We start from the raw sequence: 12,657 nt of genomic DNA, 5'->3' as shown, positions 1-12,657 counted from the left end.
CCCGGCCCGCTCCGCGTTCCCGGGGTCAGGTCTGGTCGCGGGGGTCGTCGCGGAGGACGTAGATCGCGCCGCCGCGGGTCTCGGTGCGTTCGGGCTCGTCGTGGCGCTGGCGTGGGACGTCGGTCTCGGCCGGTTCGGGCGCGGGCTCGGGTGTGATCTCGGGCTCGGACGCGTGTTCGACGGCGCGCGGCGCCGGGGCCGGAGCCGGGGCGCGGACGGGTGTCGGGGGCGGGGTGGGCTCGTCGACGAGGTCGGGGAGGTCGTCCTCGGGGCGGGGCCTTGACCGTGCCGGACGGCGCGGGGCGAGGACGGGTTCGGCCTCCTCGAACTCCAGCGCGTCGGCCGGGTAGGGCGACGCCGGGGGCTGCGGCGTGGGAGGCGGGGTCGGCGTCTCGTCCTGCGGACGCAGGGACGGCAGGGACGGCGTGGACGGGGTCGACGACGGCGCGGGGACGCCCGCCTCGGCGGCCTCGCTGCGGCGGCGCTCGCGCCGGGACTCACGCCGGGACGGCTCGGGGGTGTCCTGCCGGACGGGTTCGGCGGCGGGGACGTCCGGGGCGTCGGCGCGGCGCAGGATGCGCCAGTTGGCCAGCCAGGCGGCAATGGCGGCGGAGATCCCGACCTCGAGGGTGGCGAAGAGCCCGACCTGCCACCAGGACGGCCCGACGGTCGCCATCCGCGCCCCGCCGAGCGGGCCGCCGGACAGCGCGGCGAGGACGGCCGTCACGACGCCGGTCAGCGCGCCGGACGCGAAGCCCCACAGTGGCGCGGCCTCCGAGGCCGTGCTCGGCATCGCCCGGACGGTCAGCACGCCGCCGACCGCTCCGGCGAGGAACGGCGCGGCCAGCGCCACCAGGGACACGACGGGCGCGGGCCCCGGCTGCGGCAGGGCCGCGAGCGGGGGGAACACCGGCACGATGTCCAGGAGGACGCCGGTCGCGGCCACGCTCGTCCCGGAGCCGACCGCGAAGCCGGGGCCGATCGCGTAGGCCATGCCCCAGATCACCGCGTTCGGCAGGAACGCCACCTGGACCAGGACCAGCAGGACGCCGCCGACGATGCCGGGGGCGAGCAGGTCGAACTGGCGGGCGGCCTCCCCCGAGTGCACCGCCAGGGACGCGCCGACCAGCACCGCGCCCGTCGCGAGCAGCACCGCGACGGACCCGGCGACGCCGATCACCAGGGAGCGCGGACGGTCCGGAAGCAGCCGCACCAGCGCGCCCAGACCGGACCGGACGCGTCGTCCCGTCCGGGCCGCGACGATGGTGCGGGCCGCGCCCGCGCCGCCTCCCGTGGCCGCGACCACGAAGCACGCGACGACGGCCTGCCAGGGCGAGGGCCGCGCGACCGTGGACGACGCGGCGAGCGCGAGCAGCCCCGCGAGCGCGGCGTAGGGGACCGCCAGCGCGACCGCGGCCCCGACGACGGCGCGGCGGGCGTCCGTGCGGCCCGAGGCGACCGGACGGCCCGCCGCGTCCCTGGGCAGGACGCGCCGGATCATCCAGCCGCCGGTGCGGTACAGCAGCGCGCCGGGGATCAGCAGGACGCCGAGGGGCAGCAGTCCGACGCGTCCGCCGTCCACGGAGAAGCCCGCGTGGTGGGAGACCAGCCAGAAGTTCACGGCCGTCCGGAACACGCCGGGGAGCCCGTGGCCGAAGGCGGTGCGGGGCGCGGCGATCCAGCCGACGAGGGTGATCGTGGTGAGGACGGCGAGGCCGATGCCGATGCTCCAGACCGCGCCGACGAGCCCGGTGACCCACAGCGGCCGTTGCCCCGGGGTGGCCGGGACGCGGGACGCGCCGTCCGCCTCCGCTCCGGAGCCCTCGGCGGGACGTTCCGCCGCGCCGCCCGGGGAGCGTTCCGCCGCGCCGGGCGGGAGGCGTTCCGCCGCGCTGGACGGGGCACGTTCCGCCGTGCCGGACGAATCCCCTGATGAGGGGCCCGCAGAGGTGCCCGCCGTCGTGCCGGTCGCCGCCGCCCGCTGCCGTCCCGTCTCGTTCACGGCGTCCATGCTGGCACCCTCAACTCGTCCCCCGCCCTCCCGAGCCCGGCGTGTCGCCTTTGCGGCGAAGCCGTGACCAGCCCGGCGGCGAAGCCGTGACCGACGCGGTGGCACGGCCGGAACCGGCTCCGCGGCGGGGTCGGGAATGGGCCACGGCGGTGCGGGGAGTGGCGTGAACCGGGTCCCGGCGCGGCAGGATGGACGGAGCACGCGCAACGATCGGGTAACTCTGGATCTCCACGCGACTTCGTTGCGTTGTGCGCATCAGGACGGGTGCTCCTCCGTCGGGGAGGAGGGCACTCGGCGTCCCACGGGGAGGGATCCTGTGTTCGGTCCGCAGAGCGTGCTGGTCATGCTGCTGATCGTGGCCATCGTCGGCGGTCTGGCGTACGTCCTCGCCCGGCAGGGCCCGCCGCTCGTGCTGCGGGTGAGCGCGGGGGTGCTGGCGTTCGCGCTCTCGTCGGTCTTCGGGATGGCGCTGGTCAACCGGTTCTACGACTACTACCAGACCTGGAGCGACCTGGTCGACGACCTGGCCGGGCACCATCCGGGGGTGCAGGCGCTGCCGCCCGGAGGCGGGAAGAACCTCAAGATCGGCGGTACCCCGGCCCGGGACGGCCTGCTGGTGACCACGACGTTCGCGGGGTCCAGGAGCCGGATCAGCCGCGAGGGCCTGGTCTACCTGCCGCCGCAGTACTTCCAGGCGCAGTACGCCTCGGCGCGGTTCCCGGTGCTGGAGCTGCTGCACGGCTCCCCCGGTGAGCCGGAGGACTGGCAGCGCGGCCTGCACGTGACCTCGACCTTCACCTCGATGCTGAACAAGCACCAGGTCAAGCCCACGATCCTGGTGATGCCGAACATCAACGGCAACGCCCACGGCGCGGGCGGTTCGCAGTGCCTGGACCGGCCCAAGGGCGACAGGAACGACACCTACCTCGCCGACGACGTCCCGGCGGACGTCGAGACGTCGTTCCGCACCGACCCGCCCGGGGCGCGCTGGGGCGTCGCCGGGTTCTCCGAGGGCGGATTCTGCGCGGCGAACATGGCGCTGCGGCACGCGAACGTGTTCGGCCTGGCCGGGGTCATGAGCGGCTACTTCCAGCCGCTGCCCGAGCACGGCTCCGACCCGTTCGACGGCAACGCCCGCGCGCGCCTGGAGAACGACCCGCTGTGGCGGCTCACCAACTGGCCGCCCGGCGCGAAGCTGCCCGCGTTCTGGCTGATGGCGGGCCAGTCCGACCGCGGGGACGTGTCGGACGCCAAGCTCTTCCACAGCGTCCTGCAGAGTCACGGGCAGGACGGGCCGATGGTCATGATCCCGCACGCCCGGCACACCTACGCGGCCTGGAATCCGGCGTTCCCCAAGTTCCTGACCTGGGCGACGAACCGGCTCGGCAACCCGGCGCAGGGGACGGCCCGGACGCCGGGGCCGAGCAGGGGGCCGGCGCGTCCGCCGGGCAGCATGCCGTCCGTCCCGGTCCACGCGATCAAGCGTCCCTGAGCCCGCGCCCACGCCGACGCCCCCGGCACGGCGTGCCGAGGGCGTCGATGGAAGTGCGGGTCAGAAGCCAGGTGGGGGCTGGTAGGCGTTCACGCGCTCCCACATGCGCAGGTAGGTCTCGGCGCCGTTGGCCATGTCGTCGGTCAGCTCGGGGCCGGCGGTCTTGCGGACGTCCTCCATCCAGTCGGGGACGAGGCCGTAGTTGGCGACGCCGTCCACGTTGAGGTCCCAGGTGCGCTGGCCGGTGCGCAGCTTGTCCAGCGTGACGCCGCTGAGCGCGGTGAACGGGTACTGGACGTCGCTGCCCTTGCGCGCGGCGGGCAGCGGGCCGAAGCCGTTGGCGTCCAGGCCGTAGCCGAAGCCGAACGGGCCCGTGGCGCCGGACTTCTGGAACGCCTGCTTCGCGTCACGCCAGCCGCCCGCGAACTGGTCGGCGGGCGAGCCGTACTCGGTGACCATGCCGCCGAGCCGGTAGATCCGCTCGTAGTAGCCCGGGTCGGCCCAGCTGTGCGACGAGATCACGCCCGGGTAGTGCGCCTGCTCCAGGATCGTCAGGGCCTGGTCGGCGGCCTTGGCGCTCATGTGGTCGATCTGGACGACCATCCTGCGCTTGATCATCTCCTTGATCATGTGCGCGCCGAGCGGGGTCAGGCCGCGGGTGTTGCAGTGCGGGGCGGCCGGGTAGAACGGCGCGGGCAGGTTCGGCAGGCCGAGCGCGAGCCGGACGGCGGCGGGCAGCGTGACCTGCGGCGTCACCGTGTTGTCGTGCGCGGGGCCGGTGCAGGTCTCGACGTTCCAGAACTGGCCCGTCCCGACGAAGTTGCCGATGTTGACGGCGACGCCCGCCATCCCGCCGTCCATGCGGACGCCGCAGAGCGCGTTGTCGAACTTGTGGCAGACGAACATGCTGGTCACGCCCTGGGCCTTCATGTGGTCCAGGCCCGCGTCGATCTGCTTCTCGGTGCACTGCGGGACGTCCCGGACCTCGCGGCACCCGAACGGCTCGGACGACTCGATGCTCTCGACGACGGCGAGCTTCCCGGACGCGGCGACCGCCCGCGCCTCCTCGGGCGTGTGGACGAGCCGGAACCAGCCCTTCCCCGGCCCGCCGCTCAGGTTGTCGACGTAGGTCTGCAGCTGGACGGCCTTGCCGTGTTCGAGGTCGATCGTGGCGTCCTCGTCACAGGGGTTCTTCTTCAGCGGGTACAGGTCGCAGAGCACCTTGTTCGCGACGTACTGGTCCACGATGATCCGGAGGCCGCCGCGCCAGGCCCGCTCCAGCCAGGTGTAGTAGACCTGCTGGTGGGTCAGCGAGTCGTGGGCGGGCCAGTCCTTGAACGTGGGCCAGCCGACCGGGTCGTGGGTGCCGAACGGGCTGCCGTTCTTGAGGAAGTTCTCGAAGACCGCGAACTCGCCGTTCGGATAGTGGTCCGGGCAGTCGCGCAGGGCGGCGGCGATGCCGTCGGGGTCGAACGGCTGGCCGCAGATCATGCGTCCGCCCATGTCCTCGGCGCCCTCGATGTGGGTGTGGGCGTCGAGGAGCCCGCGCACCGGCGCCGACGCGGCGGACGGCCGGACCGGCGGGGCGGCGGGACGGGCGGCGTGCGCGGCGGAGGCCGTTCCGAGGGCGCACAGGAGGGCGGTCAGCAGGGCCGTGACCGGGCGGGAGAGTCGGGGGACACGCGGGGGGCTCATGGCCGCTCCAGGGGGGTGGGGGCGATGCGCCCTCATTAGAACATGAGCATGGTTCATGTTCTAGCCCCGAACGCCGCGAAAGACGGCGGAAACGGAAAGACGGCGGAAAACGAAAGACGCCCGCGCCGCGGTGTGCGGCTCGGGCGTCCTTCGTGGCCCTGATCGGGTGGATCAGAGGTTGCGCATGATGTCCGCCATGAGGCGGGCGGTCTCGCTCGGGGTCTTGCCGACCTTGACGCCGACCTTCTCCAGCGCTTCCTTCTTCGCCTGGGCGGTGCCCGCGGAGCCGGAGACGATCGCGCCGGCGTGGCCCATCGTCTTGCCCTCGGGAGCGGTGAAGCCCGCCACGTAGCCGACGACCGGCTTGGTGACGTTCTTCTCGATGAAGGCCGCCGCGCGCTCCTCGGCGTCGCCGCCGATCTCGCCGATCATGACGATGGCGTCGGTGTCGGGGTCGTCCTGGAACGCCTGGAGGGCGTCGATGTGCGTGGTGCCGATGATCGGGTCGCCGCCGATGCCGACGCAGGTGGAGAACCCGAAGTCACGCAGCTCGTACATCATCTGGTAGGTCAGCGTGCCCGACTTGGACACCAGGCCGATGCGGCCGGGCGTGGTGATGTCGGCCGGGATGATGCCCGCGTTGGACTTGCCGGGGGACGCGATGCCCGGGCAGTTCGGCCCGATGATCCGGGTCTTGTTGCCCTTGGACTCGGCGTACGCCCAGAAGTAGGCGGTGTCGTGCACCGGGATGCCCTCGGTGATGACCACGCACAGCGGGATCTCGGCGTCGATCGCCTCGACGACGGCGTCCTTGGTGAACTTCGGCGGGACGAAGACGACCGACACGTCCGCGCCGGTCTTCTCCATGGCCTCCTTGACGGTGCCGAAGACCGGGAGCTCGGTGCCGTCGAACTCGACGGTGGTGCCGGCCTTGCGCGCGTTCACGCCGCCGACGACCTGGGCGCCCGAGGCGAGCATCCGGCGGCCGTGCTTGGAGCCCTCCGAGCCGGTGATGCCCTGGACGATGATCTTGCTGTTCTCAGTGAGCCAGATGGCCATTTCACGCACCTGCCGCGGCGAGTTCGGCGGCCCGCTCGGCCGCGTCGTCCATGGTCTCCACCTGCTGGACGCCGGGCAGCGCCGCGTCCTTCAGGATCTGGCGGCCGAGCTCGGCGTTGTTGCCGTCGAGCCGGACGACCAGCGGGCGGTCCACGGCCTCGCCGCGGTCCGCGAGCAGCTTGTAGGCCGACACGATGCCGTTCGCGACGGCGTCGCAGGCGGTGATGCCGCCGAAGACGTTGACGAACACCGACTTGACGTCGGCGTCCGACAGGACGATCTCCAGGCCGTTGGCCATCACCTCGGCGGACGCGCCGCCGCCGATGTCGAGGAAGTTGGCGGGCTTCATGCCGCCGTGGCCCTCGCCGGCGTAGGCGACCACGTCCAGGGTGGACATGACCAGGCCCGCGCCGTTGCCGATGATGCCGACGTTGCCCTCGAGCTTGACGTAGTTGAGGTCGAGGGCCTTGGCCTTGGCCTCCAGCGGGTCGGCGCCGGCCTTGTCCTCGAGCTCGTCGTGCTCCTGGCGGAAGGACGCGTTGTCGTCCAGCGAGACCTTGCCGTCGAGGGCCTTCACCTGGCCGTCGGCGGTGAGGATCATCGGGTTCACCTCGACGAGGGTCGCGTCCTCGTCGGTGAAGACGGCCCAGAGCCGCTCGATGATGGCGGCGGCGCCGTCCAGGGCCTCCTCGGGGAGGCGGCCCTGCTCGGCGATCTGCCGCGCCCGGGCCAGGTCGATGCCGTCCAGCGGCGAGACCTGCACCATGGCGAGCTGGTCGTGCGGCACCTCCTCGATCTCCACGCCGCCCTCGACGGAGCAGATGGAGAGGAAGGTGCGGTTCGCACGGTCGAGCAGGAAGGAGAAGTAGTACTCCTGCGCGATCGCCGAGCCCTCCTCGACCAGGACCTTGTGGACCGTGTGGCCCTTGATGTCCATGCCGAGGATCTGGTTCGCGAGGGTCTCCGCCTCGTCGGCGGTGTCGGCGAGCTTCACGCCGCCGGCCTTGCCGCGGCCACCGGTCTTCACCTGGGCCTTGACGACGACCTTCTTGCTGCCCGCGGAGAAGAGCTCCTCCGCGATGGCACGCGCTTCCTGGGGAGTACGGGCGACCTTGCCGGTGGGCACCGGTACCCCGTACTCGGCAAAGAGTTCCTTTGCCTGATGTTCGAACAGGTCCACGAGGCGTCCTTAACGGATCGACAGCCAACGACCGCGGGTCAAGTGAGGGGCACGGGGACTCAGGGCGCCGTGCGGCCGCCACTCTGCGGTCCGCTCCGTCGAAGCAGCCTAGTCAACCTCCGCCCGTGGTCACGCCGCCGGGGGGCCGCCGTGTTCCCGGAGGGGGTGTGAGGTTGCTCATCCGTCCCTGCTCCCCCGGGCCGGAGGGGGGTATGAGAGGAGGGAGGAACCCTGCGTCGAATGCGGCGTTCACCCCCTGAGCGCACTGCGGCGTTTGGCTGAGTTTGATGTACTAAGGCCCGTCTCAAGGGGGAGGTGCGGTGGCGGACAGCGGAGTCGGGCCGACGGCGTGGCCGACGGTGTGGCCCACCTCATGGCCCGGTCGCGTGCGGCGTGCCTCCGCGCTCCTGCTCGTCTCCGCCCTGGCCGCGACCTGCGGCGTCACGCTCCCGGAGAACGGCGACCCGGAGTGGGCCAGCCCCGGCCTCGTCGGCGGGGGCGGCTGGCCGTTCGCGGGCGACCCGCTGCCTCCCTCGGACGGCCAGGGCGCGCGCTACCTGCCCGACTCGTCCGTCGTCCGGCTCGCGGACGGGCGGGTCCGGCTCGTCCCGACGGGCGGCGAGGACGCCATCACCGTCTCCGGATCGGATCCGCGCGTCGCCGAGGCCGTCCGGGGTGACCAGACCTGGCTGGCGCGCGGGACCGTCCCGGGACGCCTCGTCCCCTGGCTGAAGCCGTGCCCGCCCACGGGCAAGAACCGTCCGGCGCGTCCTGACGACGTCCTCCAGACCACCCGGAACGAGATCAGCACGACTGCGGCATCCCCTCGCGCCGCCGGGTCCGCGCAGGTCGGCGCGGCGCGGCCCGCGGGGGTCGGCGGGGTGAGCGACCAGGCGGTCGCGGAGAAGGGGTGCGTGCCCGTCGCGCCGCGGCCGAAGGTGCCGGAGGTTCCGGCGGCCGGGTCTCCGGCGCGTCCGCCCGCCGCCGGGAAGCCCGCGAAGCCGACCATCGGGCCGACGCCCACGCCCACGCCGACCCCCTCGGAGGATCCGAAGGACGAGAACGGCGAGCACGACCGGCTGACGGTCGCCTCCGCCGCCGACAAGGCGACCGGGTACCGGGACATGGCCGCCCGCGCGCTCCAGGACCTGCGGCTGCTGACCAGGCCGAACGGCGCGTCCCTGGCGTCCTGGTACGGGGCGTGGCGGTACTCGTGGCCGCGCGACTCGGCGTTCGCGGCGGCGGCGTTCACCGTGACCGGCCACCCGGCCGAGGCCCGGCGGATCCTGCGGTTCCTCGCGCGCGTGCAGACCACGAAGGGGATGTGGGCCGCGCGCTACAACCCCGACGGCAGCGCGGTCGCGGACGGACGGCACGCGCAGCTCGACTCGCTCGGCTGGGTGCTGTGGGCCGCGTGGTTCTTCCACACCGAGAACCCGGAGGCCGCCGAGGACCTGCCGGAACTGTGGACGATGGTGCGCCGGGCCGCCGACGAGCTGACCGCGTCGCTGCGCTCGGACGGCCTGCCGCCGCCGTCCTCGGACTACTGGGAGCGACCCGCCTCGTCCGAGCAGGACCCGCGGCACGCCACGCTCGGCGTCGTCGGGCCCGTCCTGGCCGGGCTGCGGGCGGCCTCCGTGCTCGCCCGCGACCTCGGCCACGCCGACCGGGCGGAGCTGTACCGGGGGGCGGCGCACCGCGTGGAGGGCGGGATCACGGCGAGGTTCGCGCCGCTCGGCTACCCGCGCTCCCCCATCCGGGGCGGGCGCATGGACACCTCGGTGACCTTCCTCAGCCCGCCGTTCGGCCCGGCCGACCAGGGCGTGACCGACGCCGTGCGGTCGGCCGCCGGGAAGCTGGCGCTGCCGAACGGCGGCGTCCTGCCGGGCGAGCGCTGGTCGGGGAACGCGAAGGTCGCCTGGACGCCGGAGATGGCGCTGTTCACGCTGTCGGCCGCGGCGGCGGGCCGTCCGGAGGAGGCGATGGCCCGCCTGGACTGGCTGTCCGCGCACCGCACGACGCTGGGCGCGCTGCCCGAGAAGGTGGACGAGTACGGGCGTCCGGCGGCCGTCGCGCCGCTCGGCTGGACGTCCTCGCTGGTCGTGCTGAGCCTGTCCGCGCTGGAGAAGCCGCTCCCCGTCCCGGACGAGGGCTAGACGCCCGGCGGGGCGTGGCGGGCTACGCGAACTGCTCGTAGCCGAGCTTCGCGACCAGCAGCGTCACCACGCACAGCAGGACGATCCGGACGAACCCGGAGCCGCGCCGGATCGCGGTGCGCGCGCCGAGCTGCGCGCCGGTCGCGTTCGCGACGGCCATGGCGAGGCCGAGCGCCCACAGGATGTGGCCCTGGACGGCGAAGACCAGCAGCGTGCCGAAGTTCGTGCTGACGTTGATGACCTTCGCGTGCGCGGACGCGTGGACGAAGTCGACGCCGAGCAGGGCGGTGAACACCACGACCAGGAACGTCCCGGTGCCGGGGCCGAGGATGCCGTCGTAGAAGGCGATGACGAGGCCGGGGACCAGGATCGCGGCGGCGATCCGGCGGCGGGTGCGCAGCACGAGTCTCGGCTCGCGGCCGAGGCTCGGGCGGAACACCACGAGCGCCGCGACCGCGAGCAGGACGGCCATGATGACCGGCTTGAACACCTCCGAGGAGATCACCGAGGCGCACAGCGCGCCCGCCGCCGAGCCCGCGACGGCCAGGCCCGCGCCGGTGAAGGCGACCGTCCGGTCGATCTTGGTGCGGCGCAGGTAGGCGTAGGCGGCGCTGGTCGTCCCGGCGATCGAGGCGACCTTGTTGGTGGCGAGCGCGGTGGCGACGGGCTGGCCGGGGTTGAGCAGCAGCAGCGCGGGCAGCTGGATGAGCCCGCCCCCGCCGACCACCGCGTCCACCCAGCCCGCGCCCAGTGCCGCCACCAGCAGCATGACGACATGCTCGATCCCCACCCGGCGGCCTCCCTGTAAGGGTTTAACGAAGAATGTCGCTTAGCCTAGCGGGACGAACAAGGGCAATGGCCCCTCTTTCGGCGGCAGAGCCGCGTCGGAGGGGCCATGGGGCCGCGTGAGGTGTGGCGACGGTCAGCTCCTGGAGCGCCACTCGTCGGCGAGGACGGCCCACATCTGGTAGTCGCGCTGACGTCCGTCGAAGTTGAAGCCCTGCCGGATGGTGCCCTCGTAGGTGAAGCCGATGCGCTTGGCGGTCGCGATGCTGGCCTCGTTGGACGGCTCGCAGCACCACTCCACGCGCAGCATGCCGCGCACGCCGACCGCCCAGTCGATCATCGCGCCCACGGCCTTGGTGATCAGGCCGCGTCCGCGCACGTCCGGGTCCAGCCACACGCCGACCTCGCACACGTGCTGCTTGGTCTCGAAGATCCGGAAAAGGGTGCCACCGCTGAGCACGCCGTCCACCCAGATGCCCCACAGGCGCGGACCGTCGGCGGCGGCCGACTCGGCGAAGCCCTGGAGGTAGGCGCGGGCGGCGTCCTCGTCGAAGATCCGGGCGGCGAACGGGATGTACGGGCGGATGTCATCGCGGACCTTCTCCACCTGCGCCAGGAACTCGGCGGCCTGCCAGGGCTCCAGCGTGCGCAGCTCGGCCCCTTCGGCCAGCGTCAGGGAAAGCATCAACGACCTCCTGTTAGGGTGCGTACCGAACGTTTGTTATGCACCATAGCCCGCACCGCCGACCGGGAGGAAACCGATAACCCGTGCCCGCCAAGGGAGACCACGACGCCCGCCGCCGCGACGTGTCGGCGGCCGTGTGGCGGGTGCTGGCCGCGCACGGTTTCGACGGCCTGACGCTGCGGGCGGTCGCCGCCGAGATGGGCTCGTCCACGGGCCTGCTCACGCACTACTTCCCGAACAAGAAGGCGCTGGTCGCGCACGCGCTCGACCTCGCCGAGGAGCGGACGCTCCAGAGCCGTCTCACCCCGTCCGGGCAGGGTCTGGCGGCGGTGCGCGAGCTCATCGCGGACGTTCTGCCGATCTCGGCCGTGGCGATCGAGATGAACCGGGTCTGGGTCAGCTCATGGGACGCCTCGCTCGCGGACGCCGACCTGGGCGAGCGCGAGACGCGCCGGTACGAGCGGTTCCGGACGCAGCGGCTGCGCCCGTTCGTCGAGCAGGCGCGCGAGCTGGGCGAACTCCCGGCGGACGCCGACGTCGACGACGTCGCGACGACGCTCATCGCGTTCGCGCACGGCCTGGTGGTGCAGGTGCTGTTCGACCCGGAGCGCTATCCCGCCGCGCGCCAGCTCGCGCTGCTTGACGGATTCCTGACGGCTTTGTCCGTGTAGCGCGGGATCGACCTAGAACCCCTCTTTCGGCCAAGATGTCCAGCCAGAGCCGAAAGGGGTCTTTGGTGACCGTAATGGATTTCGTGGACGCCCATGTCCATCATTGGCTGTCGAGCGTGCACGACTGGTATCCGATGCTTCACGTCACGCTACCGGAGGTGCCGCGCGACTATCCGCCCGAGCGATTCCGGGCGGACGCGGAGGCCGCCGGGGTCCGCCTCCTCGGCACCGTGCACGTGTCGGCGACGACCGTGCCGGGCGCCTTCCTGGACGAGACACGCTGGCTGGACGCGATGGACGCGCCGGACCGTCCATCGGCGATCATCGGCTCGATCGACCCGGACGTGTCGCCGCCCGTCGTCGAGGCGCAGCTGGACGAGCAGGCGCGCAGCCCGCTGTTCCGCGGCGTCCGGGTGTTCGCCGGCCTGTCCCCCGAGGGCGACACCGCCGCCGCCCTCCTGCGTGAGCTGGGAAAACGCGATCTCGTCTTCGACCAGGTGATCCGCGCGCCCGAGGTGGACGCCTACCTGGCCGCGCTCGCCAAGGCCCCGGACGTGCGGGTCGTCCTGGAGCACGCGGGCTGGCCGGAGACAGGCACGCCGGAGGGGTTCATCGACTGGCGGCGGGGCCTGGCCAAGCTCGCCGCGCTCCCCCGCGTGGACTGCAAGATCTCCGGCCTCGGAATGCCGCTCGGACGGCTCGACGCCGCCGCCCTGCGCCCTTACGTCGAGACCTGCCTCGACCTCTTCGGGGTCGATCGCTGCTTCTTCGGCAGCAATTTCCCGGTGGACGGTCTTTCCGGCGGCCTCGCCGAACTCATGACGTCCTACCAGGAGGTCACGTCGGACCTTTCCGCTGATGAGCGACGCAAACTGTTCGTCGAGAACGCGACCCGCCGCTACCGGCTGAACTGATCGGCCCG

10 protein-coding genes are annotated in these 12,657 nt (G+C 72.8%); 4 read left to right on the top strand and 6 right to left on the bottom strand.

What is annotated here, in order from left to right:
* Positions 1-25: 25 nt before the first annotated feature.
* Entirely contained in the window at positions 26-2,011 is a 1,986-nt protein-coding gene (locus P696_RS49435) for a cell division protein PerM (protein WP_084338527.1), read from the bottom strand.
* Between the two features lie 316 nt (positions 2,012-2,327).
* Between P696_RS49435 and P696_RS0131985 the strand changes: the two genes are divergently transcribed.
* A complete protein-coding gene (locus P696_RS0131985) occupies positions 2,328-3,503 on the top strand; it encodes an alpha/beta hydrolase (protein WP_026415525.1) in 1,176 nt (391 codons plus the stop codon).
* Between the two features lie 60 nt (positions 3,504-3,563).
* On the opposite strand, the gene P696_RS49430 is transcribed toward P696_RS0131985, so the two are convergent.
* The 3 genes from P696_RS49430 to sucC form a co-directional block, all read right to left on the bottom strand.
* Positions 3,564-5,198: an amidohydrolase family protein gene (locus tag P696_RS49430; protein WP_157430051.1), complete on the bottom strand. Its 1,635-nt coding sequence runs from the start codon at positions 5,196-5,198 to the stop codon at positions 3,564-3,566.
* A gap of 171 nt (positions 5,199-5,369) precedes the next feature.
* Positions 5,370-6,257, bottom strand: a complete 888-nt coding sequence (sucD, locus tag P696_RS0131975) for a succinate--CoA ligase subunit alpha (RefSeq protein WP_026415524.1) — start codon at positions 6,255-6,257, stop codon at positions 5,370-5,372.
* Position 6,258: 1 nt separating this feature from the next.
* Complete coding sequence (gene sucC, locus P696_RS0131970; RefSeq protein ID WP_026415523.1) at positions 6,259-7,437, bottom strand: ADP-forming succinate--CoA ligase subunit beta; 1,179 nt, start codon at positions 7,435-7,437, stop codon at positions 6,259-6,261.
* A 386-nt stretch (positions 7,438-7,823) separates the two neighbouring features.
* Here sucC and P696_RS57620 point away from each other — a divergent pair, with 386 nt between their 5' ends.
* Positions 7,824-9,593 (top strand): glycoside hydrolase family 15 protein, encoded by a 1,770-nt coding sequence (locus P696_RS57620; RefSeq protein WP_211245909.1) that lies wholly within the window; start codon positions 7,824-7,826, stop codon positions 9,591-9,593.
* Positions 9,594-9,615: 22 nt separating this feature from the next.
* Here P696_RS57620 and P696_RS0131960 read toward each other — a convergent pair whose 3' ends face one another.
* Together P696_RS0131960 and P696_RS0131955 are read right to left on the bottom strand one after the other, a co-directional pair.
* Entirely contained in the window at positions 9,616-10,383 is a 768-nt protein-coding gene (locus P696_RS0131960; protein WP_026415522.1) for a TSUP family transporter, read from the bottom strand.
* Positions 10,384-10,515: 132 nt separating this feature from the next.
* Positions 10,516-11,064 carry a GNAT family N-acetyltransferase gene (locus tag P696_RS0131955; protein WP_026415521.1) on the bottom strand — a complete coding sequence of 183 codons (549 nt, stop codon included), beginning with the start codon at positions 11,062-11,064 and terminating at the stop codon, positions 10,516-10,518.
* A gap of 83 nt (positions 11,065-11,147) precedes the next feature.
* Here P696_RS0131955 and P696_RS0131950 point away from each other — a divergent pair, with 83 nt between their 5' ends.
* On the top strand, positions 11,148-11,735 hold the full coding sequence (locus tag P696_RS0131950) for a TetR/AcrR family transcriptional regulator (protein ID WP_026415520.1): 588 nt from the start codon (positions 11,148-11,150) through the stop codon (positions 11,733-11,735).
* A gap of 74 nt (positions 11,736-11,809) precedes the next feature.
* Positions 11,810-12,649, top strand: coding sequence for an amidohydrolase family protein (locus P696_RS49420; RefSeq protein ID WP_245627951.1), 840 nt, complete (start codon positions 11,810-11,812; stop codon positions 12,647-12,649).
* Positions 12,650-12,657 lie beyond the last annotated feature (8 nt).

Origin of the sequence: Actinomadura oligospora ATCC 43269, assembly GCF_000518265.1 — a bacterium.
Taxonomy (GTDB): Bacteria; Actinomycetota; Actinomycetes; order Streptosporangiales; family Streptosporangiaceae; genus Spirillospora; species Spirillospora oligospora.
The sequence above is the reverse complement of the archived record's forward strand: the minus strand, read 5'-3'. Positions and strand labels throughout refer to the sequence as shown.